This window comes from Acinetobacter sp. YH12096, assembly GCF_013419215.1.
GTDB classification, from domain to species: domain Bacteria; phylum Pseudomonadota; class Gammaproteobacteria; order Pseudomonadales; family Moraxellaceae; genus Acinetobacter; species Acinetobacter amyesii.
The window spans coordinates 1-25218 of sequence record NZ_VPAM01000011.1 but is presented as its reverse complement, the minus strand read 5'-3'; the positions used below and the strand labels follow the sequence as shown (position 1 = coordinate 25218).

The 25218-nt window shown below is 39.5% G+C and carries 22 protein-coding genes; 7 read left to right on the top strand and 15 right to left on the bottom strand.

Annotated features, from left to right (window positions below; translation table 11 throughout):
• Positions 1-96 precede the first annotated feature (96 nt).
• From FTU36_RS06610 to FTU36_RS06555, 13 genes are all read right to left on the bottom strand, one after another.
• Positions 97-1374, bottom strand: coding sequence for a glycosyltransferase family 4 protein (locus FTU36_RS06610; RefSeq protein ID WP_373686351.1), 1278 nt, complete (start codon positions 1372-1374; stop codon positions 97-99).
• 119 nt (positions 1375-1493) lie between these two features.
• A complete protein-coding gene (locus FTU36_RS16715) occupies positions 1494-1778 on the bottom strand; it encodes a sensor histidine kinase (RefSeq protein WP_168378455.1) in 285 nt (94 codons plus the stop codon).
• A gap of 57 nt (positions 1779-1835) precedes the next feature.
• A complete protein-coding gene (locus tag FTU36_RS16710; protein WP_257224799.1) occupies positions 1836-2276 on the bottom strand; it encodes a hypothetical protein in 441 nt (146 codons plus the stop codon).
• A gap of 166 nt (positions 2277-2442) precedes the next feature.
• Positions 2443-2853 (bottom strand): hypothetical protein, encoded by a 411-nt coding sequence (locus tag FTU36_RS06600; RefSeq protein ID WP_180117155.1) that lies wholly within the window; start codon positions 2851-2853, stop codon positions 2443-2445.
• Between the two features lie 13 nt (positions 2854-2866).
• Entirely contained in the window at positions 2867-5176 is a 2310-nt protein-coding gene (locus FTU36_RS06595) for a fimbria/pilus outer membrane usher protein (RefSeq protein ID WP_180117153.1), read from the bottom strand.
• A gap of 5 nt (positions 5177-5181) precedes the next feature.
• Positions 5182-5910: a molecular chaperone gene (locus FTU36_RS06590; protein WP_180062955.1), complete on the bottom strand. Its 729-nt coding sequence runs from the start codon at positions 5908-5910 to the stop codon at positions 5182-5184.
• A gap of 92 nt (positions 5911-6002) precedes the next feature.
• Complete coding sequence (locus tag FTU36_RS06585; RefSeq protein ID WP_180005392.1) at positions 6003-6503, bottom strand: hypothetical protein; 501 nt, start codon at positions 6501-6503, stop codon at positions 6003-6005.
• A gap of 834 nt (positions 6504-7337) precedes the next feature.
• The gene (locus FTU36_RS06580; RefSeq protein WP_306785630.1) at positions 7338-8114 is read right to left on the bottom strand and encodes a hypothetical protein; all 777 of its coding nucleotides are present in this window, start codon (positions 8112-8114) and stop codon (positions 7338-7340) included.
• Between the two features lie 255 nt (positions 8115-8369).
• On the bottom strand, positions 8370-8867 hold the full coding sequence (locus FTU36_RS06575; RefSeq protein WP_180117149.1) for a DUF2971 domain-containing protein: 498 nt from the start codon (positions 8865-8867) through the stop codon (positions 8370-8372).
• Positions 8868-8915: 48 nt separating this feature from the next.
• A complete protein-coding gene (locus FTU36_RS06570; RefSeq protein ID WP_257220830.1) occupies positions 8916-9104 on the bottom strand; it encodes a hypothetical protein in 189 nt (62 codons plus the stop codon).
• Between the two features lie 281 nt (positions 9105-9385).
• Positions 9386-10402 (bottom strand): ketol-acid reductoisomerase, encoded by a 1017-nt coding sequence (ilvC, locus tag FTU36_RS06565; protein ID WP_078192867.1) that lies wholly within the window; start codon positions 10400-10402, stop codon positions 9386-9388.
• 109 nt (positions 10403-10511) lie between these two features.
• The gene (gene ilvN / locus FTU36_RS06560) at positions 10512-11003 is read right to left on the bottom strand and encodes an acetolactate synthase small subunit (RefSeq protein WP_078189625.1); all 492 of its coding nucleotides are present in this window, start codon (positions 11001-11003) and stop codon (positions 10512-10514) included.
• A complete protein-coding gene (locus FTU36_RS06555) occupies positions 11000-12727 on the bottom strand; it encodes an acetolactate synthase 3 large subunit (RefSeq protein WP_078192673.1) in 1728 nt (575 codons plus the stop codon). The genes ilvN and FTU36_RS06555 overlap by 4 nt, the downstream gene beginning before the upstream one ends.
• Before the next feature lie 699 nt (positions 12728-13426).
• On the opposite strand from FTU36_RS06555, the gene FTU36_RS06550 reads away from it, so the two are divergent.
• From FTU36_RS06550 to FTU36_RS06520, 7 genes are all read left to right on the top strand, one after another.
• Positions 13427-13768, top strand: coding sequence for a DUF4124 domain-containing protein (locus FTU36_RS06550; RefSeq protein WP_257224798.1), 342 nt, complete (start codon positions 13427-13429; stop codon positions 13766-13768).
• A gap of 127 nt (positions 13769-13895) precedes the next feature.
• The gene (gene leuS, locus FTU36_RS06545; protein ID WP_180117147.1) at positions 13896-16517 is read left to right on the top strand and encodes a leucine--tRNA ligase; all 2622 of its coding nucleotides are present in this window, start codon (positions 13896-13898) and stop codon (positions 16515-16517) included.
• A 197-nt stretch (positions 16518-16714) separates the two neighbouring features.
• The gene (gene lptE, locus FTU36_RS06540) at positions 16715-17248 is read left to right on the top strand and encodes an LPS assembly lipoprotein LptE (RefSeq protein WP_078192675.1); all 534 of its coding nucleotides are present in this window, start codon (positions 16715-16717) and stop codon (positions 17246-17248) included.
• A gap of 9 nt (positions 17249-17257) precedes the next feature.
• Positions 17258-18241 carry a DNA polymerase III subunit delta gene (gene holA, locus FTU36_RS06535; RefSeq protein WP_180117145.1) on the top strand — a complete coding sequence of 328 codons (984 nt, stop codon included), beginning with the start codon at positions 17258-17260 and terminating at the stop codon, positions 18239-18241.
• A 136-nt stretch (positions 18242-18377) separates the two neighbouring features.
• Positions 18378-19730 (top strand): MacA family efflux pump subunit, encoded by a 1353-nt coding sequence (locus FTU36_RS06530; RefSeq protein WP_180117143.1) that lies wholly within the window; start codon positions 18378-18380, stop codon positions 19728-19730.
• Between the two features lie 2 nt (positions 19731-19732).
• Positions 19733-21712 (top strand): MacB family efflux pump subunit, encoded by a 1980-nt coding sequence (locus FTU36_RS06525; protein WP_180117196.1) that lies wholly within the window; start codon positions 19733-19735, stop codon positions 21710-21712.
• A gap of 10 nt (positions 21713-21722) precedes the next feature.
• The gene (locus tag FTU36_RS06520) at positions 21723-23126 is read left to right on the top strand and encodes an efflux transporter outer membrane subunit (protein WP_180059701.1); all 1404 of its coding nucleotides are present in this window, start codon (positions 21723-21725) and stop codon (positions 23124-23126) included.
• A gap of 34 nt (positions 23127-23160) precedes the next feature.
• Here the strand turns inward: FTU36_RS06520 and FTU36_RS06515 are convergent, their stop codons facing one another.
• Together FTU36_RS06515 and FTU36_RS06510 are read right to left on the bottom strand one after the other, a co-directional pair.
• Entirely contained in the window at positions 23161-24150 is a 990-nt protein-coding gene (locus FTU36_RS06515) for a hypothetical protein (RefSeq protein WP_180117141.1), read from the bottom strand.
• A 523-nt stretch (positions 24151-24673) separates the two neighbouring features.
• The gene (locus FTU36_RS06510; RefSeq protein ID WP_180117139.1) at positions 24674-24907 is read right to left on the bottom strand and encodes a hypothetical protein; all 234 of its coding nucleotides are present in this window, start codon (positions 24905-24907) and stop codon (positions 24674-24676) included.
• Positions 24908-25218 lie beyond the last annotated feature (311 nt).

Below are 25218 nucleotides of genomic sequence, written 5' to 3'. Positions count from 1 at the left end.
TTAGGTTCTATTTTTGACAGTGCAATGATGCTTTGATGACAGTTCGATGAATATTAATTTTTGAAGATGCTCAACTTCTCTATACAACCAATAGCGCTAGCTCCATTGGCTCATCATGGCTTGATCCACCACGCGATATAGCGCTTGCTCAAATTGCTGTACAGGATATTGCCATCCGATTTTAGCAGCGTCTTTTGCCGCCTCGATGCCCATTGTTTTTAATTTAGAGCGTTGCGGCAATTGCTGCATAAGCCGAATAAATTCATCGGTTCGAGATAAGTGACATAACCATCCCGTTTGCTGATTTCTCACGTGCAATTGGGCACATGCGGCATTATATGCAATCACCGGCAATCCACTGGCCATTGCCTCCAAAACCACATTACCAAAGGTCTCAACCTGACTTGCGAAAACAAAAACATCCGCACTGGCATAGGCTTCCGATAAAGCCTGACCACTTAAACTTCCCATAAAAATAACATCTAGGAATTTTGCCAGTTGCATTAATCGTTCAAGATCTGGCCCATCCCCCACAATGACCAATTTCGTTCGTGCATCCATGGCCAACATCGAACGATAGGCTGAAATTAAAACATCCACCTCTTTTTCAGGAGATAGCCGACCGACATACAGCATCACGCGGGTATGTTCATCTGCTTGCCACTGTTGTCTCAGTTCTGCTCGATAATGTGAGGGAGAAAATCGACTATGGTCCACACCTCGCCCCACCACCACCAATGGACAACTAAAACCTAATCGATGCAAGGCATCCGCAGTATCTTGGCTCGGGACACAGGTGAGTTGAGTATTGTTATGAAACCATCGTAAATAATGTTGTACAGGCTTCATTAAAAACGCTAAATCAAAGAAACGACTAAAATCATGAAAGGCCGAATGAAAACCACTGGACACAGGAATCTGTAAAGAACGCGCCAGTTGAAGCATAGCAAATCCCAAAGGCCCTTCAGTGACTATATGCACAATGTCGACTTGGGCTTTTTTTAAAGCTTTACTCAGCTTGATCAATTGCGGCCAGCCAAATTGTAAACCTGAATATCTAGGAATCGACTGCGCTCGAACCAAACACTCTTGATCAGGTTTGAAATCCTGACAACTTTCGGACTGTTCAGGACGTATTAAAAATATTGAGTTGCCTTGTTGCTGCAAGCCCTTACACAGCTGTAATAAAGAATGTGCAACACCATTAATTTCTGGCGCCCACGTATCTGTAACAATGGCGATTTTTAGACCTGGACGGATTAATGTTGAGACCGTTTGCACATCCATTCGTGATTGCATATGCTTAAATTGGAACTGAAATCGCGCAGGTTCATCCTGCATACGCCCTAAATTAATAGCCGATTCTGTCATGATCTTACATGCTTCTTATAAATGTATAGTCACAGTTTAAGCAGCAGTTTTTTGCATTTTGATGATTATTTGATGACAGTTTATTGAAAAAAATTGACTAATTTCTTCTACAAAATCATGATTTATCCGTAATTTTTAATCACTTTTAAAATCGTCTGACCCGCACGAGAAGTGATTTGCATATCTGCGTTCATCCGCTCTAAATGCCCACTCATACTACGAAGCCCCACACTCAAACCGGCTTGATTGACCAAATTCACATCAAACCCCACACCATTGTCTTCTACTTCCATTATCAATGCCGAGTTTTCATAATAAATCCGAATCTGCACCACGGTCGCATGACTATGCTTCACAATATTGGTTAATGCTTCTTCGGCTACACGCTGTAGGGTTAAACATTCCATTGGAGTAACATCCACTTCCCATTTTGCAGGAACTGACCATTTAGCGTGTATATCGAGCTAATCAAATAACTGATTAAAACGGTGCCTAAAGGGTGCCATCCATAACAATGGGGTTTCAGGCAGTTTGGTGCCTAAACTTGAACCGCTATCAATGATATGTCGTAAATCATCTCTTAAAATTTTCAACATCGATAAAAATTGCGAATTGGTCAGATCTTTGGAACTCTGCTCAACCGATGCCATTGAACGAACCAAGGAGCCACCTAAGCCATCATGTAGCTCATGTGCAATTTGAATACGCTCTTGCAAGCGGGTATTTTCCATTTCTAACTGATAATGATTTTGTAGGGTATGCGTCAACTCTTCCTTTACTTGAGTGACCGTTGTTGCCAACGTTTGATTAAACTTTTCAATTCGTCTCACACTTTTAGTCAAGCGTAGTGCAAAAATAATCGCCACACCCAAGGTTGTTATCGGGGAAGCATATGCTGAAATCAAATTTCCTTCATTTCTGACTTTATACGCATAACAGAAAATTAAGCTTCTTAGATTGAAGCCCAAGATTCACCTAAATATCTATACTCAAGCTTCAATCTAGCGACATGAACTTAGCACTCTGCATATAATCACCTTAACCATGAAATAAAATCACTCGCTAAGCCTCTCAAAACACCATATTTACAAAGACTGTATCGCGGTAGATTCCTGCAGGTGTCGTTGCATTCACTCGCTCCACCAAACGCACAGCAATCACATAGTTATTTTTGCCAGCGCCTTGCTCTGTAGAAACATTCCACAGATTTTCCATCGCACCTGAAACAGTCATTCGTGTTTTGAGCTTAATCGGGCCATTCGTCACAAAACTACTGCCCGAAGTATCCTGCAAATTACGGCTATTAAAGCGTATGCGGTATTTACCGGAACAATCGACACTAAATGAACTCGCCGCTTGACTATTATAGTAATTCGCCAAGCGCATATTGGTTTCACTGATTCGTCCCATTTCACAACGACTCGGTGCAGCAAATGTTATTGAACTAAATAACGTTGCTGAGATGAGTAAAATACTTTTCATTGGAAATACTCCTTTATTTACACTGCAATGTAATTAATTCAGGAGTTTGGTTTTCTACCTTTTTCGGCACTGTTAATGCTGTTTGGCAAGATCGACCACCACTGGTCCTCACCGTCAACTTGTAGTAACCTTCAACCAAACCATATAACATTACCGTGCCATCTGAACCCACTGGATAAACATCAGCTTCTGGGGTATCAATTGCAACTTCACTTCCTGCAACAAATTGATGACCTTGTTCATCCAATATTTTGACCAATATTTGTTGTGTATCAAATACTGAAAAATTAATGTTATAACCACGCTGTCTTAATGCGACTAAACGATGTGCAGCATTTGGAACTTTGCTTTCGATCGGTAATTGATTTTCATCAAATGAAATATCGTAATTAATATAAGGAACGATATCGTGTACAAAGGCATAGCCTTTTTTATTGGTTTTCGCGACTGGAGACATTGAACGCATGACATCAATATCTTCACGACCACCAACATTCACTAAAGCAAAGGCATTATCGACAAAACTGGTCAATGCGTATTGACCACCCAACCACACCATAGCGCCACGGTAGCCAACCTGTGTTGTTGAATCATTTTCACTATAGAGATGACTTAAGGTTAAATCACCAACATCAGTGGACAAACCACCATAGGCATTTAATACCGTTTCATCATTACGATAATCCACACCGAGCGCATAATTTGCACCATATTCACCGAATGCATTTTGAATGAAACGGACACCGCCGGATTTATTGGTACCCGCATCAGCCTGAATACGCTTACCACCACCAAAATTATAAGAAAATGTAATAAAGGCACCTGAGTCATCGCTATCTCCAAATTCTTGGAAATAGTTGGCGGTATACATTAAATTCGGTGTAATTTCGCGACTCACACCCACAGTGAGCATTTTGCGATCCTCTAACTCAAATAAAGGATCATTAGATTCATACTGGGTTTGTTCGATATAGTTCAGATTTAAATTTTGAAAGAATGGAAAATTAGCAAAACTCAAATACGCCATATTTTCAAATTTTGGAAAAATATGATTATCTTCATAACCTAACGCCCGATAATCATTTGTAGCGTAGCGTGAACTCACACCAAAATTAAGTTTCCCGAAATTACGACTGATAGCCAAACCTGCAGAATAGCCATCGTCATTATCGGTTTTACTGCCTAAAAAAATACTGTCTAAAACAAACCATCGATTGACCGCTTGCGTCCATAGCAGTCCTGCATTTTTTACTTTGTCACTATAGGTAGCACTTGCACCCAACGTGGTACGACTGGTGACACCTCTACGCCAATAGGCTGAACTGAAAAAATCGCGATAATCGCTATTTTCTTCGTCATAACTGAAGCGTAGTTTCCCTAATGATATGTTGTAATCATTTAAATTTTCTTTGAGCAATTTACTACTAATTAATACCGGGAAGCTTCGAACAGTGGTATTCCCCAATACATCTTGTACAACCATTTGCGCTGTACCGGCACTTTCAATATTGGCACCTGTTTGTAAGTTATAATCTCCAGGTGAAATCTTTTTCTGATAAATATTTACGCCATCAATATATAAATCAACAGTCGAAGGTAAAACCGCACTGCCTTTTAGACTTGGAATATTCCAATACACGAAATCTGGGCGTGACGTATAGTCTGTACCAAAACTCAAACCACCAAATCGCACACCATGAATTAATGCACTATATGCAGAGGTCGTATCACCAATAACCAGTTTGGTCGCACTTTTAGAAAAATCAAACTCAAGACTACTATTTAACCTGACGAATTTTTCTTCACGATAATCATCACCTTTATTATTTCGATAAAAGGCATTATTTCTTAAAATCCAATTGTCTTTAAACACGCCCAGTTCAGGTAGCATACCAAAATTATTATGTTGAGTATTATTTTCAAAATGCATTTCATAATTAAGAAATGCACCAAAATTTGCAGGCATCGGCTGGCTGATTAAGGTATCAGTTTCTAGCCCAAAGAAATATTTTGATGGAAGATTAATTTTGACGGCTTGCAATTGAGGATCAAATCCAGACTGAATATCTTGATCCGTTACCAAACAAAATGAATTTTTAGTTGCATGTCGTTTCAGAATTTCTACTTTGATTTGCAGCTTATCAAGATCTGCGCATTCTATATAAAACTTGTTATTTTCAGTCAGTAATAATACTTCGCTCTTGCGGTCTACTTCGTTTACCCAAATACTGGTTGGAAATAAATCATCAGGCATATCAACGGCTTCTGCATGAGCAGAATTAGCACATAAAATACAATATAGAAGCAATGTAATTCTGTTCATAGCCACTACTCAACTAAATTAAACTCCAAAGGAGTGTCACCTTTATCTGTTTCCACAACGACTTTATAATTACTAGCGCCTTGTAAAGAAACATTCCCGATGTCGTATTGGTTTTTACCTAATGCCAATAAATATTTCATATCGGAAGATTCAGCGACTGTTTTTTTGCTTTTATCGATGACATAAAGTTTTTGGATTTGAATGTGTGATTTTGCTAAATTTTCAACCTGAATAATGGTGCGACCATTCGTTTTTTTGGCAATAAATTTCAAATAAGCGGGTTCTTGTTTGCCGACAAAAAATGGCACATTAATACTTAATAACAGTGCAATTTTCGATTCAGAGTTCGTCACTTGTGGTAGCTCAGTATAAATAATACGCCATGCTTCTTCTTGTTGTAGATTCATACTTTCTACAGATTGAGTAAAACCCACACGAACCATTTGTTTTGAATTTGGTTTTAAAATAAAGTTTTTCGGATTGATAATAATATTGGATTCAGGTGAAAGAACATCTTCCCCTGCGGCATTTTGAGTCCATTTAAATGCTTGAGCTTCAAAAATACGTGGTGTCTCATCATCCCCTTTCGATTCCAAAGTAAATGTCGCACTGCGTTGTTTAGATTTATCGGTTAAATATAACTGCACAGGGCTAATTGAAATACCTGCAAATATTTGAGGACTCAATAAGCAAGTTATTAAACTAAATGAAACGACTTTGAATAAACTTTTCATATACCCACCCCAGTACATTTAAATATTATTATCAATTCAAAAATAAAAAGAAGTTGACCCTAACTGTGTAGAATCAACTCCCTAAATTTGGATTAGTAAGCTACTTTGATATATAAAGTATCTTTGTATGTACCAGCACGTTGAGTACCTGAAATTGTATTTTTTGGAGCTACAGATACAGCAAAGTTATCAACGCTCATACCAGCTACAGGTGTAGAACCGATTGGATAATTCACACCACCTTTTGAAGTCGTGATTTTTGTAAATACTTTATCACTAGTGGTTTCATGTTTTACAAAAGTATCTGCACTTGAACCCGCGTTTAGCGTAGATAGATTTAATGTATATGGAGTGTTCGTTGTAACTGTAAAGCCACTAGCACCCGTATAACTGTCTTCAACGAGTTTGATGTCTTTACCTACCAAAAGCTCACATGCTTTAAGAATCTGTAACTTTATGTCGATTTCGCCTTCACACGGCGCACCGCCACATTGTTTAGATTCTTTTTTACCACCAGCGATTGCAGATGTTGCTGGAAGTGCTACGAACAATGTTGCAGATAGTACTGCGGTTAAAATTTTAGATGTAGACATTTCACTTCTCCATTCTCATATGAGATTTATTAGTATGTGCATCAAAGGATATTTATTAAGAAAAACTAATTAATCTTACTTTCCCTAGGTGCTGATTCATTCTTAATCATGTGGAGAAAAAAAGAACCTAATGCGGAATATTCACACGAATATTCATGTAATATTATTTTTTACGAATATTTAAATTATGTGGTTGTAATATATTAAATATTTTTAATTTTTATATTTTTATTTAATTTTTCTCTTTATCCCAAATTTTGGGGATTTTTTTCATATCCCTATTTTTTGGTATAACATATCTTATTGTTTTTATTAAATTTAGTAACATTAAAAATAATATAGGCTGTTACATATTTCACCAAATATTTGTGAAATAGTTCAAAATAATTTTCAAACAAACCAATAATATTTGAATATTCAACTATATTAATAGTAAAGGCCGATTAAATTTTATTTTTAAATAGAATCTCGAATGTATAATCACTACTTTCAGGTATGTCTTTTGAAACGCAATACAAGAATTACGTCACCAAATACTGAGCCTTTGTATTAAATTACAGGTTTTGAAACACGTCTTAGTTTCCAATGTTAAGCTTTTGTAAATCATATTTTCTTTCTTTAAATTTCAGTTTTTTGTTTTTCAAATTTTTAGAATCTCATTTATTACATGAAATATCATGTATGTTAAAATTCAGTCCCTCTCTTTCAACCCTCTTTTTACTTTGATTTTTTATTCAAAATACTGACTACCTCATTTAAAAGTATCTACATTCATCTTTAGAAAATTCTATAAATAAAAAAAGCCCCAAGTTATGGGGCTTTTTAAAATTTAACTTACTCACTGACTGGATAAAGCAATCCTTGATCGACTCGAAAGATTTGACCTGATCCAAAGTCGATCTGCTGCAACTCTCCTTTTAATTTTGGGAAGCCAGCAATTTTTTCCAATTGTGGTGAGCGTTGAAAATTCTTCGTTTTAGGATTGTACATCCAATAAATAAATCGCTTATCTTCTATTTTTCGACCATCAGAGGTATCTGAAAGTACAACATCATAGTATCCATCAAAGTTTACATCTAAGAATCCCATACTATTACCAAATGCACTAAAGCCTTGTAATGACTGCAAGACTTTGTCATTTGACTTATTAATGACATCTACGCGTTTTAGAGACTTCCCATAAGGTTGGTCTGCGGATTGCACCCCATAGAACTTAAACAGCAGGATAGGTTTATCTACAGCTTTAAACGCAGGCTCAAACTGTAGATAACTTGTAGATGGTGGTGCCGTTTGTTCCGTCAGTTCAGCTTTAAACGATCCTGTATTTGCATTCAATGTTCCTGCCAATCGATAAGCTGTTACCGCATTTTGTTCCGTCCCAACATTGACTGAGTTCAAGTCAATAAAATCTGCTTTTTGAGTCCCTTTAAAGTTAATTTGTTTGGGCTCTTGCAAATCAGTCAAAGTCCCGTGCGGATTCCATATGCCAGCATACAAATCTAAGAAATAACGCCCTTCAGTAGAGCGAAGCATCCGCTGCATGGATATCCGAACATCAGGTAAAGGCTTTAACTCAGACTGTGCTATATCTGAAACTTGTGCAAAACTCACCACAGGTAGACAAAGAGCGAGTAAGAGAGAGTTTTGATATTTTCATTGCAATTACACACTCCATGCAGCATGAATAATGCCTACTCTATCACAACCTAAATTCAACTCAGCTGACACAAATATAGGAGTTTTGAAACCACCCATGACTCAAAACCATCAAATTAAATTTGATTCACTTTTAAAGACCATGTTTCCAAATCTAATGAAATGCATTTCAAACTAATATTAGATTCAACACATAGATCTTTCAGCAATTCACACTGATCTCTTATGATCAATTACTGGCTTCACAAGCTCTTGCTTTCTTCTAAGATCAATATATGCATTTTTCCCAACATATACTTCAAAAAAGGCTTCTTCAGGCAATTTTAACGTATAAATTGGACGCGTTTGCAATTGTACTCTTTGCCAAAGTTGGTCATTGATATATGCATGTGTTTTTGCAGAAAAGTGATACCCGAATTGAGTATCGCTAATATTCTTTACAATACGTACTTCCTCTTCGTATGCCCATTCCTGCATTTTATAAAGCAAACCATGCTTTATTAAAACTTCTTCATTATCCCAATTTAAAATATTTGAATTTCCTACAGACATTAATTTTTCAACACTTGCCACATTGGCCTGCTTCGGCGCTGTTTTTAAATATCTCAACTCTCCTTTTGTTGAAGAAATAATAAATTGATCACCATCTTCAAAACCTGCTTTGCATGTGTCTATTCCGATCACGACACCTTTTTTAACTATCCCCATAATGTGGCCAGATGAGTAGATTTAAAGCAGTTCTAGTCAAACTTAAAATCACATATTTTCTAGAAAACTGATTTCGGAATGCCCTACTGCTACCGATGTCGGTACATCCAAATCATAAAAACCAAAACCAGTGCATTCAAATGGGTCATTAAAATCTTCTAAATGTGAAAAACCTAGAGATTTTGTTTTTAAAATCGTTAAAGCAGCTTCAAAACTCACATATTTATATAAAATCATTATTCTAACCCACGCTAATATTGGGTTCCTTGTAGCATAAAACTCAAAAGATAATTAAATAAATTCTTTTCTTTGCTTACGATTTTGTTCGCTTGGATCCAAAGTATGAACGAGTACAAAACATTGTTTTGTACGAAGTACAACGAGGCAGCACACTGTTTTGAGTGACGCGTAAGGAATGAGAGCACTACTTTTCTATTTTTAAGGCAAGTAACTTTAGATATTAAAAAACCCACTCAAAATGAGTGGGTCTTCGTATTCAAATCAATTGATTCAAGAAATTAGTTTTTCTCTTTATCAACGATTTTGTTCGCTTGGATCCAAGGCATCATCGCACGTAACTTGTTACCAGTTACTTCGATACCATGCGCCGCGTTTTGACGACGACGAGCAGTCATAGATGGGTAGTTCAACGCACCTTCTTGGATGAACATCTTCGCGTATTCACCAGATTGAATACGTTTAAGCGCATTACGCATAGCTTCACGAGACTGTTCGTTGATTACTTCAACACCAGTTACGTATTCGCCATATTCAGCATTGTTTGATACTGAGTAGTTCATGTCCGCGATACCGCCTTCGAACATTAAGTCAACGATCAATTTAAGTTCGTGTAGACATTCGAAGTAAGCCATTTCTGGTGCATAACCAGCTTCAACCAAAGTTTCGAAGCCCATTTTAACCAATTCAACAGCACCACCACAAAGAACTGCTTGCTCACCGAAAAGGTCAGTTTCAGTTTCTTCACGGAATGAAGTTTCGATAATACCAGTACGACCACCACCCACACCTGAAGCGTAAGAAAGCGCAACGTTACGTGCATTACCAGAAGCATCTTGGTGAACAGCGATAAGATCAGGTACACCTGAACCACGTTGGAATTCTGAACGTACAGTATGACCAGGCGCTTTTGGAGCAACCATGATTACGTCAAGGTCAGCACGTGGAACAACTTGGTTATAAAGAACAGAGAAACCATGAGCAAATGCTAGCGTTGCACCTTGCTTGATGTTTGGCTCAATTACGTCACGGTAAAGTTGTGATTGGAACTCATCTGGAGTCAAAATCATAACTAAGTCAGCTTGAGCTACAGCAGCAGGAACTTCTGAAACTTTAAGACCAGCATTTTCAGCTTTTTTCCAAGAAGTAGAACCAGCACGTAGACCTACAGTTACGTCAACGCCTGAATCTTTAAGGTTAAGCGCATGAGCATGGCCTTGTGAACCATAACCAATGATTGCTACTTTTTTGCCTTGGATGATAGATAAGTCTGTGTCTTTATCGTAAAAAATTTGCATTGCTGTCTCCGCTAAAATGCTTTTGTTTCCTTTAACTTGATACCGTGATTCTGTTTGATTATTCACGTTTCAAGTACCTCACCCATAGGAGTGAGGTGAATATATAAAATTAGATAGTTAAAACTTTTTCGCCACGTGCGATACCTGAAACACCTGAACGTACAACTTCTAGAATTGTATTTTCAGCTAAGGCATCAATAAAACCATCTATCTTTTCAGTTGTACCTGCGATTTGAATGGTATATGTCGTTGGTGTTACGTCTACGATTTGTCCACGGAAAATATCCGCAGTACGTTTAATTTCTGCGCGCGCTGAACCAAGTGCTTTGACTTTAATTAACATCAATTCACGTTCAATATGAGCACCTTCAGACAAATCAACAACTTTAACAACTTCGACAAGCTTGTTGAGTTGTTTGGTGATTTGTTCAATTTTATGCTCATCGCCATACGTGGTTAAAGTCAAACGCGAAAGCGTCGGATCTTCTGTTGGCGCTACGTTTAATGTCTCAATGTTATAACCACGCTGAGAGAATAAACCTACCAAACGTGAAAGCGCACCTGCTTCGTTTTCTACAAGTACAGAGATAATATGTCTCATTGTGTGCGCTCTCCTTTGCCTAACCACATATCTTTCATTGACTGGCCAGCAACCAACATTGGATATACATGCTCTGAACGGTCAACCATCACGTTAATAAACACGCACTTGTCATTGATCGCCATCGCTTCAGCAAGCTTCGACTCGAGTTCATCTGCATGGTCAATTTGAATACCTACATGACCATACGCCTCCATTAATTTAGGGAAGTCTGGAAGTGACTCAACATACGAGCTTGAGTGACGACCTTCGTAGTTCATGTCTTGCCATTGCTTAACCATACCTAATGCACGGTTATTCAAGCATAGAATTTTTACATTCAAGCCATATTGCTTACATGTAGATAGTTCTTGGATACACATCTGAATCGATGCTTCGCCAGTAATACACACTACTTGTTGATCTGGGAAGGCAAGTTTAGCTGCCATAGCATATGGCAAACCTACACCCATGGTTCCTAGACCACCTGAGTTGATCCATTGACGTGGACGTGTGTATTTGTAGTAAAGCGCACCAAACATTTGGTGTTGACCAACGTCTGAAGTAATAATGGCTTGACTATTGGTAATTTTATCCAACGCTTCAACAACTTGCTGTGGCTTCATCGAACCATCAGTTGGTTTGTCATAGTTCAAACCATGAACTTGGCGCCATTCATTGATTTGTTTCCACCAAGCCCCGATATCTTCAGGATTTGGTTTAGACACATTCAATTGTTTTAATTGCGCCAACATTTCAGTCAATACAGGCTCTACTGCACCCACAATTGGGATGTGCGCCATAATTGTTTTTGAAATCGTTGCTGGGTCAATATCAATATGAATGACTTTCGCATTTGGACAGAATTTCGCTGGGTTATTGGTTACACGGTCATCGAAGCGCGCACCTACACACAAAATCACATCTGCATTGTGCATCGTCATATTGGCTTCATAAGTACCATGCATACCCAACATACCAATGAATTGTTCATCATTGCCCGGATACGCACCAAGACCCATTAAAGTACTGGTTACTGGATAACCCAATAAATGTGCAAGTTCTGTCAACTGTGCAGAAGCGTTGCCTTGAACCACACCACCGCCTGAATAAATAATTGGGCGTTTAGCATGAATCAATTCATCAATTGCTTTACGAATTTGACCTGAGTGACCACGATGCGGCGGTTGATACGAACGCATTTTCACTTTTTCAGGATATTCGTAAGCAAATTTCTCTGCAGGATTCGTCGCATCCTTTGGAATATCAACGACAACAGGACCCGGACGACCACTTGAAGCGATATAAAATGCCTTCTTAATAATCGAAGGGATTTCGCTTGCATGACGTACTTGGAAGCTGTGTTTTACGATTGGGCGCGAAATACCGACCATATCCGTTTCTTGGAACGCATCCTCACCGATAAGATGGCTTGCAACCTGACCTGACAAAATCACCATTGGGATTGAGTCCATATAGGCAGTTGCAATTGGAGTTACGGTATTTGTTGCACCAGGACCAGATGTCACCAATACGACACCTGTTTTACCTGTGACACGTGAGTAAGCATCAGCCATATGACCAGCAGCTTGCTCGTGGCGCACTAGGTAATGATTGATTTTTTCTTGTTGAAATAGCGCATCATAAATATGCAGTACTGCGCCGCCTGGGTATCCAAAAACATGTTCAACGCCTTCGTCCGCTAAAGCGCGTACGAGCATTTCACCACCAGATAAAAGTTCCAACGTGATTCACCCTAATCTTTTTTCACGCACAAATGGAGGGCATTTGTCGTGGTTAATTCATTAACTGTGTGCTCTGTTATAGCACACAAATTTCATAGTTTTCATAGCAATAAGAAAAAAATCTGACCTGCTTGCTGTTTGAGCAATATGGGGTCTAAAACATGTTGGGATAAACATATTTTGTTGGCTTTGTTCAACCTCTCGGCTAGAGAAGAAGTCCATTGCTAAAATGCACTCATTCGAAGGGTGATCGATCTAAGGCATATAAAACTAAAGACAGCATTTTTGTAGTTTCAACCATTAAAGTCAAGTTTAAAAATGGGCTTTTTTCTGATTACTTACAGACCGTTTGTTTTTTAAGCACACTCCCGTTCTTTGCATTCTTTGTAGTTTGTTTATTTATAACCAGTTAGCATGTATTTAATAAAATACTTTTATAAATCTAATAAATAAATTAAATAAATTGCTGTGGGTTTTTAATTCAATTGCCTCACTTTCAACTTAAGGCATGGATTAAATGATAAAAACACAATATTTTGATTGCTTATTAATTCCACAATTCATCATTCACAAAGTTATTCATCCCACGCGATGTCCCTTTTATCCTTTGTGCTAAAAAATGCATAGATTCTACTGTCAAAAAAGCGCAAAATTTTCAGCATAATTTTGCATGATCACTCTAACTATGGGACTGAATTTATGATGAAGAAGACGATTGCTCGCACTGCCTGTATTTTATCTAGCATGGCATTTTGCCTGACCAGTTTGGACCTTTCAGCGAAAGAATATTACAAGTGGGTGGATGCAAAAGGTTCAACGCATTACACCACCACGCCACCGCCAAAAAATGCGCAGCGTAAAGGTAAAGTGAATACCTATGGTGCAACAACGACTACGCAATCAACTCCAGCAAAAAACCAAGAAGAGGTTTCACGTGAAGCCGAAAAGTCGAATGAGCAAAATGAGCAACTGGCAGAACAACAACGCGAAGCCAATGCAGCGCTCCGCCAAGGTCAAGCCGTAGCCTCCGCACCACAATAATTTACGCCAAAGCCTTCAATTTTGACTTAAATTATTTACATCTACACAGCATCGCAAAATTCACTCTAGGCGTATTTTGCGCTATGCTGTAGCACAAACTTTTTAACCGTTATTTCTATTTACGTTTATGACTACTCACATTGACCCTGAATATCAAGCCAGTGCGATTGAACCTACAGTCCAACAAGACTGGGAAAATCGCAAAGCCTTTAAAGTTGCCGACCAAGTAGAAGGACCACGTCGTTATATCCTCTCTATGTTCCCTTATCCAAGTGGCAAACTGCATATGGGTCATGTGCGTAACTACACCATTGGTGACGTGATCAGCCGTTTCCACCGATTACAAGGTGAAACTGTACTACAACCAATGGGTTGGGATGCTTTCGGTTTGCCTGCTGAAAACGCGGCAATTGCCCATCAAGTCGCTCCTGCAAAATGGACTTTTGAAAACATTGATTACATGCGTAATCAGCTTAAAAAGTTAGGTCTTTCTGTAGATTGGGATCGTGAATTTGCAACTTGCACACCTGAATACTACCGCTGGGAACAATGGTTATTCGTACAGCTTTATAAAAAAGGTTTAATTTACCGTAAGCTTTCAACAGTGAACTGGGACCCAGTAGACCAAACTGTTTTAGCAAACGAACAAGTTGAAAATGGTCGTGGCTGGCGTTCTGGTGCATTGGTCGAAAAACGTGATATTCCAATGTACTACTTCCGCATCACTGACTATGCGCAAGAATTACTTGACGATTTAGAAACATTAAAAGACGGCTGGCCACAGCAAGTTTTAACCATGCAACGTAACTGGATTGGTCGCTCACAGGGTATGGAAATTACCTTCCCTTCAGCGAATCCAGACGTTTATGCAGATGGTTTAACTGTATTTACCACTCGTGCTGACACACTCATGGGTGTGACTTATGTTGCGGTTGCAGCAGAACATCCGATGGCACTTAAAGCTGCGGAAAGCAATCCTGAGCTTGCTGCATTTATCGAAGAGTGCCGTATGGGTTCTGTTGCAGAAGCTGATCTTGCGACTGCTGAAAAGAAAGGCATGGCAACTGGTCTTTCTGTGAAGCACCCAGTTACAGGTGAAGAAGTTCCTGTTTGGATCGCAAACTACGTCTTGATGTCTTACGGTTCAGGTGCGGTGATGGCAGTGCCTTCACACGATGAACGTGACTTCGAATTTGCCAACAAATATGGCTTAACCATCAAGCAAGTGATTGATGCCAAAGGTGCAGACGATGCAGACTTTGACGCAACCACTTGGCAAGAATGGTACGGTTCTAAAGAAGGCAAACTGGTGAATTCAGGCGAATTTGACGGTTTAGATTTCCAAGGCGCATTCGATGCATTCCTTGCAAAACTTGAGCCTCAAAAGCTTGCAAATGTAAAAGTTCAATTCCGTTTACGTGACTGGGGTGTTTCTCGTCAGCGTTATTGGGGTTGTCCAATTCCTATGATCAACTGTGAAAAATGTGGTCAGGTTCCAGTACCTGAAGAACAACTTCCAGTTGTATTGCCAACGGACGTGGTTCCAGACGGTTCAGGCAATCCACTCAACAAAATGCCTGAGTTCTATGAAACCACTTGCCCATGCTGTGGTGGCGATGCTCGTCGTGAAACAGATACTTTGGATACCTTTGTAGAATCATCTTGGTACTATGCACGCTATGCATCTCCAGATTTCACTGACGGTATGGTGAAACCTGAAGCGGGTCAAACTTGGTTACCTGTGAACCAATACATCGGTGGTGTTGAACACGCAATTCTTCATTTACTTTATGCACGCTTCTTCCACAAATTGATGCGTGATGAAGGCGTCGTTCAAGGTAACGAACCATTCACTAACCTTTTAACTCAAGGTATGGTGCTTGCGGATACTTACTACCGTGAATCTGAGTCAGGCAAGAAAACATGGTTTAACCCTGCCGACATCGACTTAGAACGTGATGAAAAAGGCCGCATCATTTCTGCGAAATATCAAGGTGATGGTCAAGACGTCGTGGTGGGTGGTCAAGAAAAAATGTCGAAATCGAAAAATAACGGTATCGACCCGCAAGCGATTATTGACCAATACGGTGCAGATACTGCACGTGTATTCATGATGTTCGCAGCTCCACCAGATCAATCACTTGAATGGTCAGATGCAGGTGTTGAAGGTGCAAACCGTTTCTTAAAACGTGTATGGCGCCTAGCAACTGGTTTCCTTGAACAAGGCAACTCTGCTGCAAACATCGACAAAGCGGCACTATCTACCGCTGCACAAGACTTACGTCGTAAAACACACGAAACCATTCAAAAAGTGGGTGATGACATTGCACGTCGTCATGCCTTCAACACTGCTATTGCAGCGATGATGGAACTTCTAAACGCAAACAATAAGTTTGAAGTAAAAGATGATAACGATGCCGCTGTTGCACGTGAATCAATCATTACCCTTCTAACTTTACTTGCTCCGTTTGCACCACATTTAAGCCAAACCTTATTGGCTGAGTTTGGTATCGAATTAACATCAGCACGCTTCCCTGCGGTAGATGAATCTGCGCTGACTCGCAATACACAAACGATTGTAGTGCAAGTGAACGGTAAACTTCGTGGCAAATTAGAAGTGTCTGTCGATGCCTCTAAAGATGACATTTTGGCACAAGCAAAAGCATTACCTGAAGTTCAGCAATTCTTGACTGGTCCAACCAAGAAAGAAATTGTGGTGCCGAATAAATTAGTGAATTTGGTGGTTTAAATTCCTTATATTTCCTTCTCCCTTTGGGAGAAGGTTGGGATGAGGGTAATTAACCTCTCCCTAACCCTCTCCTATGAGGAGAGGGAACAAAAGGATTTCACAATTCCCAAACAAAGCCCGTTGCGAGTCAACGGGCTTTGACTTTACAATCCACACAGGATTTCAACATTATCCCTTCGGGAAACAGAGGACACTTTATGCACTTGGTTCAACGTGTTGCTGCAATTGTATTAACTATGGGCCTGAGCGCAGGCATGGTCGGTTGTGGTTTTCATTTAAAAGGCACCAACCCTGCTGCTGTACCTGTAGCCTATTCCAATATGCGATTGGCACTTCCTGAAGATACGGATGACTTACATGAAAAGTTAGCGATTTATTTAGGTTCTGCAGGCGTGCAATTGAGCAATAATCAAAATGCCTATGTCTTACATGTGTTGGATTACACTCCGCGACGTTTAGAACTCAATGGTAAATTGGTTGAAACTTTACTGCGCCTGAATGTGACGTTCCAAATTGAAGATGCTCAAGGTAACCCTGTGACAGAACCACGTACATTGATGGCAACACGTAGCTACCAATACGACGTAGCAACCGTGAACACTGATGACCAAGAAGAAAAATATTTAAAACAAGTGATTATTGATGACATTGCACAACAGATCGTGCGCCAAATTTCATCAAACCGCTTACCAAAAGCGAACCCACTAACTGCACCAACCAAAGCTGAGTAATTTTGATTTATGAAACTTGACTATCTTCAGGCATTAAAACGTGTAGATGAAGCGCAAGGTGCCTGGGTGCTACATGGTCAAGAGCCATTACTTGAACAAAATCTCCTGAATGCATTTCGTAAGAGTTGGAACACTCGAGAAGTCGAGCGTCAACGGTATGACATTAGCTCTGCTGCTGATTGGAAAAATGTCTTTAATGCTTTAAATAGCTTGTCATTATTTTCCAGTCAACTGGCAATTGAGGCACATGGCAGCATTAAACCCGATGCCAATGGACTAAAACTGTTAAAAAGCTATTTGCAGCAAAATGAAAGCAACTTGCTGCTCGTGGTCATGCCAAAGCAAGACAGTGCGAGTTTAAAGACCAGTTTTTTCCAAACGATTGATGCCAATGGAGTCAATGTTGCACTGACTGCAAACTACCCTAAAGATCGTCAGCAAATTTTGGCCGTTGAAGCACAAAAGCTCGGCATTCAACTCGCCAATGATGCTTGGCAATGGCTAGAACAGCATCATGAGCACAACTTACTGGCTGCAAAAAATAGTTTAATGCGTGTTGCAGATACTTTTCCTGAAGCTGAAATGATTCAGATTGATCATCTGTACTCTTGCTTACAAGATCAGTCACGCTACACCACCTATGATTTAAATGATGCCATGCTGCAAGGCAATTTGGCGCAATCAATTAAAATTTTTCAATACTTAATCGCTTCAGGCGAGCCGATGTCGCTGATTTTATGGAGTATCAGTAAGGAAATGCGTTTGCTGATGCAACTGTTTGAGCAGCCACAAAATGCCTTGCAAATCGGTATTTGGAAAACCAAAGTCGGGCTGTATCAACAAGCGTTACGCCGTTTAAATGCCAACGATTTTTTGACTTGGCCTGCCCTATTACTTCGTTTAGACGCGTCAATAAAAGGTTTAGGTCATGAAAATCCTGAGCACTTGGTACAACAAGCTATTGCCAGCTTGTGTGGGCGCAGACTCTTCTAGTCTAATAAAAGGCTGTAATAACTTGCATTCCAGTATAAAAGAATAATTATCATTACTGTTTGTTCAAAAAGTTCACAATTTATCCGTATTTAAATCTTATAATTCAATCATCTTTATAAACTTTTAACTGCCAATCATGCCAAAAATAAAACCAGCAAAATTGATCGTAGCCATCATCGTTGCTTTGGCAATCGCTGTCACTGCATGGCATTTCCTAAAACCTAAAGAAACTCAGCCGCAATATATTACTGCTGAAGTGAGTCGTGGTGACATTGAAAACTCTGTGCTTGCAACAGGTGTACTTGAAGCAACCAAAATGGTGAGTGTTGGTGCACAGGTTTCTGGTCAGGTGAAAAAGATGTATGTGCAGCTCGGCGATGAAGTTAAACAAGGTCAGCTGATTGCCCGTATTGACTCGGTACGTCAGGAAAATGATTTAAAAACTGCAGAAGCTAGCATCAAAAACCAACAAGCGCAATTGGCAGTTAAACAAGCAAATCTTGCAAAAGTCCAAGCTGAATATAATCGTCAACAAGCAATGTACGCTCAAGACGCGACTAGTCGTGCAGAACTTGAATCTGCGCTAGCAAGTTATAAAACTGCGCAAGCTGATATTGCAGCCATTAATGCACAAATTGAACAATCACGTTTAACTTTAGCGACTGCAAAAGAAGACTTAGGCTATACACAAATTGTTGCACCTATGGATGGAACCATCGTGGCGATTGTGACTGAAGAAGGCCAAACCGTAAATGCCAACCAAAGTGCGCCAACCATTGTGAAATTGGCAAAACTCGACACCATGACCATTAAAGCTGAAATTTCTGAAGCAGATGTGATGAAAGTCCAAGAAGGTCAAAACGTTTATTTTACAACCTTGGGCGACAGTGAAACAAAACACTATGCTACCCTGCGCCAAGTTGAACCTGCGCCAAACTCAATTAACACCGAAAGTAACAACAACACCTCTTCGCCTTCAAGTACTGCGGTTTACTACAATGCGTTATTTGATGTCCCAAATGAAGACGGTAAATTGCGTATCGATATGACTGCTCAGGTGTATATCATTTTAGATGAAGCCAAGAATGTCTTGACTGTACCTGCCGCAGCCGTTCAAACCTCGAACCGTCCACAACGTAGCCGTAATAATGCATCTGCAAATGGTGAATCTGCTGATAAAAAAGCCAGCGCAGAAGCTAGATCGAACAAAGACAATCCAAACCGTCCTAAACGTTTAGAACTGACTGAAGCTGAAAAAGCATTGGTCAAACAAGGTAAAGCCAGTGTTGCGATGGTTCGTGTACTACAAGCCGATGGTTCAGCTCAACCACAACAGGTATTACTCGGTTTAAATAACCGTGTGACCGCACAAGTGATCCGTGGCTTAAAACAGGGTGACAAAGTCGTGATTGCCGACGGTTCAGATACCTCTAATGATTCAGCGAAACGCAGCAACCGTGGTGGTGCTGGCGGCCCAATGAGAATGTAATGATGAGTCGAAATCAGACGCCTCTACTCGAGGTCAAGAATCTGACTCGTGAATTCCCTGCTGGTGAAAGCACAGTCCAGATTCTAAAAGGGGTCAATCTTGAGATTTACCCAGGTGAACTGGTGGCGATTGTAGGTCAGTCCGGTTCTGGTAAATCAACCCTAATGAACATTTTGGGGTGTTTAGATAAGCCAACCAATGGCAGCTACAAAGTCAAAGGGCGTGAAACTCGTGAACTTGAACCAGATGAACTGGCACAGTTACGCCGTGAATATTTTGGCTTTATTTTCCAGCGCTATCACTTACTCGGTGATTTGAATGCTGCTGGTAACGTCGAAGTTCCTGCAATCTATGCCGGTGCAGATGCAACCGAACGCAATGCACGTGCCAAGCAACTACTAACCGATCTTGGACTGGGTGAAAAAACCCAAAACCGTCCGAGCCAACTCTCGGGTGGTCAGCAACAACGTGTGTCGATTGCGCGTGCCCTCATGAATGGTGGCGATGTTATTCTTGCCGATGAACCGACCGGTGCACTAGATAAGAATAGTGGTATTGAAGTGATGCGGATTTTGCGCGAACTCAATGCCAAAGGTCATACCATTATTTTGGTCACGCACGACCATAATGTTGCAAAAAATGCGACTCGAATTATTGAAATTTCAGATGGTAACATCATTTCAGATCAGCCCAATGTACCTGAAACAGATGATGAACCTTTAGAAAAACAACAACTCGTTCCAAACACACAGAAAAAAACCTCAAGCTGGCGCTCTGCCGTTGACCGTTTAGGTGAAGCCTTCCGTATGGCGATTTTAGCCATGAATGCTCACCGTATGCGAACATTTTTAACCATGCTCGGGATCATTATTGGTATCGCTTCTGTGGTTTCTGTTGTGGCTCTTGGGAATGGTTCACAAAAGCAAATTTTAGAAAATATCAGCAGTTTAGGTACCAATACCATCACGGTGTATCAAGGTCGAGGCTTTGGTGATAATTCCAGATCCTCCCAAGTAAAAACATTGGTTCCAGCCGATGCGACGGCCCTTGCTGAGCAGCCTTATGTCGATGGCGTTAGTCCTTCGGTCAATTCATCTGTCACAGCACGTTTTAAAGACACAGAAGCGTCGACCACAGTGAATGGCGTGAGTGAAGATTTCTTCTATGTCAAAGGAATGAACTTCGCTTCGGGTCAGCCTTTTGATAAAGAAAGTGTGAATGAGCAAGCGCAAGATGTGGTGATTGATAGTAATACTAAAAATACCTTCTTTGCCGATGGCACCAACCCTGTGGGTCAAGTGATTTTATTAGGCAGTGTGCCGAGCCGTATCATTGGCGTGATCGAAGAACAAAAAAGCATGATGGGCAACTCAGATAGCCTGAATGTGTATTTGCCTTATTCAACGGTCATGAGTCGTATGCTAGGTCAGTCGAATGTGCGCAGCATTATTGTCCGAGTGAAAGATGAATACCCAAGTGCTGCTGCTGAGAACGCCATATTAAACTTATTGGTGCAACGTCATGGCGCGCAAGATGTCTTTACACAGAACTCCGATAGTATCCGTGAAACCATTCAACAAACCACTGCAACAATGACTTTATTGGTATCTGCGATTGCGGTGATTTCATTGATCGTCGGTGGTATTGGGGTCATGAACATTATGTTGGTTTCTGTGACTGAGCGTACTCAAGAAATTGGTGTGCGTATGGCCGTGGGTGCCCGTCAAAGTGATATTTTGCAACAGTTCCTGATTGAGGCGGTGTTGGTGTGTATCTTAGGCGGTGTGCTTGGGGTTTTATTATCTTTAGGTATTGGACAATTGATTAGTCATTTTGCCGGTGGAACATTCCAAATGGCCTATTCAACAACGTCTATCGTTGCTGCATTTGTCTGCTCAAGTATGATTGGTATTGTGTTTGGCTTTATTCCTGCACGTAATGCCGCACAGCTGAACCCTGTCGATGCGCTTTCTCGCGAATAAGGAAATAATGATGCAAATGACCTTAACTAAACTTGCAAGTGCCTTCATTCTTGGAAGTAGCTTAGTCGGCTGTGCCGCTGTGGTTAAGACGCCGTATGAAGCTCCTGCAACACAAATCCCGACGCAATTTCAAAATGCGAAAGCCATGAGTCAGCAAGTTCATGCAGATACGTATGCTGACCAATGGTGGACATTGTTTAATGATGCTCAATTAAACCAGTTAGTGAATCAAGTTTTAGCTGCGAATACAGACCTCGCTGTTGCAGGTATTAATTTACAGCAAGCTCGACTACAAGCAGGTTTAGCTGAAAATAAACAAGGGCCACGCGTGAGTTCAAGTGTTTCAACTGGACATAACTTTGACCTTAACTCAGGTGATGACTCATCAAAAGGTGTATCACTCAGCGGTGGCGTTAGTTATGAAGTAGATTTATTTGGTCGCTTGGCCAGCCAAACTGAGGCAGCAAAGTGGGAAGCTTTAGCGACTGAACAAGACCTGCAAGCCACGGCCCAAAGCTTGATTGCAACAACAGCAAACCTATATTGGCAACTTGGCTATTTAAATGAGCGCTACAGTATTGCGCAGCAAAATTTGGCCAGTACGCAAAAAACCTATGACTTGGTCAAGGTGCAATATAAAGCCGGTGCTGTGTCAGGTTTAGATCTAACGCAAGCGGAACAATCTGTACAAAGTCAAAAAGCAACCTTAAGCCAAATTGCCCAACAAAAAGTGGAAACACGTACTGCATTGGCTGTGTTATTACATCAACCTGTGCAACAACTGAATATTTCAGAGCCGCAGCGTTTACCTCGAATTGCATTACCGACGATTGCAGCGGGTTTACCAGCCGAGTTGTTGTCTCGCCGTCCAGATTTACAAGCAAGCGAGTTAAGATTACGTAAAGCTTTGGCAAATAAAGATGCAACGAAAGCGAGTTACTACCCTTCAATTAGTTTGACTGGCAGTTTAGGCTCGAGTAGTACCTCTTTGAGTAATTTATTACAAAACCCTGCTTTGGCTTTGGGTGCAAGTTTAAGTTTACCTTTCTTGCAATATAACGATATGAAGAAAGACCTTGCGATTAGTGATTTAGATTATGAAAAATCTATTATTCAATATCGTCAGACCTTGTATCAGGCTTTTGCCGATGTGGAAAATGCGCTATCCAACCGCACTGAGTTAAGTCAACAAGTTGCTTTGCAAGAGCGTAATGTACAGCTTGCAGAAAAGACTGAGCGTTTGACTGAAGTTCGTTATCGTAATGGTGCAATTGCGTTGAAAAACTTGTTAGATGCACAGGAAACTACACGTAATGCTCGATTGTCTTTGGTTCAGACCAAGCAGAGTCAATACAATGCTTATGTGACGTTAATGCAAGCTTTGGGTGGAAGTCCGATTAAGCAATTGCCTTAAACCCTTTACATATAAAAAAGCCCGAAAGGGCTTTTTATTTATCCATCATTTTAAACATCGTAAATTCAAAATTATCTTTTGCGCTGATTTCCTCTGGGCGCTCCTGATCCATCTTGTTTTTCTTAATTACATCTTCATGCCAAACAGGTAATGGTTTGATATGAAGTAAGATTCTTCTTGCGATGAAATTACACACATCAAATGGATAAGCAAATAAAGCTGGAACCCAATTATAATGATAAATGATTCGAAATGATTTCCATGTATCTCTCCAACTTTCTTTTGCACCCACGACCTTTTGACAATAGGTTAGTTGGGTAAACGGATCGATGGTACCATACATAGGATGCGGTTTCGGATAAAGCTCTTCTGGTCCTTTCATCATAAAATGACAAATAAAAGCCCATAAACCTTGGGTGCGGAATATTCCAATCATTGGAAAGCCAATCACAAAGGTATGTTTCAATATGCCGTCTTCAACGATATGTGCCCGAAGTTCACGTAGTGGAATACCTGACAGCCCAAAACTACTGCCCATAATATAAACTACATCCGTCCATTTTTTTTCTATATATTCTTGATCATTGATATAGAAAAATACCTTGCCTGTTTTTCGGTTAAAAAGAATAGGTTTACAAATAGGCTGTTTATGATCATATTTAAAGTAAGGATTTAAAAATCCTATAAGTGGAAAAGCAAGAATTCCCAAAATTAAGAACATAAAAAAAATGGAAAATCCTAAATCACCCTCTCCTGTAGTAAAAATAAAATATATAAAATAAAAAGAGATTAAAAAGATAGGAAGAAGTAAAATTAAAATACTTACTCCTTTTCCCAACCTCGCATAAGATTGATCGATTAATTCAATATAATCATCATTCATTTTTAAGAATGACCAATTATGATTTTTTTTAGAATCATTATCAACCTTGAGTAGAATATCCCCTTCATCTAAATGAGAAAAAGAAATATTCTGCTCAAAAACATCATAACCAAAGACGTGTTTTTTAACTTTACTTTTCATATTAACTATATACTAACTTAAGGCCTAACATTTGTTCTCCAATCGTTTGGAATCTAGATATACTCCGATCTGTAGATAGTAAACATTTACGAATCCATTTTTGGATATCATTATCTTGGGCAAAATATGCAATTAAAGATAAAATAGACTTTTTCATTTCTTATCAGAATAATCCTCAGGATAAGGATCATCTTTAATAACTTTTCGATAATCGTAAATAGACTCTAAAATTAATTTCTCTGATGTATCTTCATGTCGTGCAGTAAATAGATATATTTCTTGAGGATTTTTAAAGCCATACAGATCAAAAACTTGTTCAGAGTTTTCACTGAGATATATTAACGAAGCTGCGGAACTTTTAATAATATACATAAATAAAAAATAAAAAGTAAAAATCGCAGAAAAGAATATTAAAAAATTTACTAGATCAAAATTTTGAGGGAGTACAATTATAAAAATGAACGCAATAACACAAGTTATTGTAAACCATACCCCCCCTTTTTTGTGGATTTTTTAAAATTTGTTATCGAGGCCCCATTCCAACTTGCATGTGTAGGATGCCTGTTGAAGGGCTAAGAACAGAAAATAACTCATAAACATTTTCTTCAATTTTTTTCGCAACACAAACTACATATTCATTCTGTTGTAATAAAACACGATGAAATTGGCCAACGCATATCTTTCCATTAATTTTCATAACAAGAGTCTCAATATGCAAGCGAGACTGAGAAGCCAAAAATGCACTTTGTGTTCCCATTTCCCTAGATGACTTAATTTATATTAAAAAAAGCCCTGAGGAGCTTTTTTAAAAGTTGAATTTATTTTTATAATAATTGCTAAAACTAAATTCAACTTTTAGCCAACTCGTCAAGTGCCACTTTAGCTTCTTTCACGCCATTGAAATTTGCAAGTTTGAACCATTGTTTCGCTTTTTCTTCATCATTAGATCTCTTTCATAAATCAAAAAACGATCTTCTTTTTGGTTAATATTTGCACTCCGGATTTCTTAGCATTCGTGCATAATCTGCGGATGAAATACATCGATTCAAACAAGCTTTCTGATCCTCA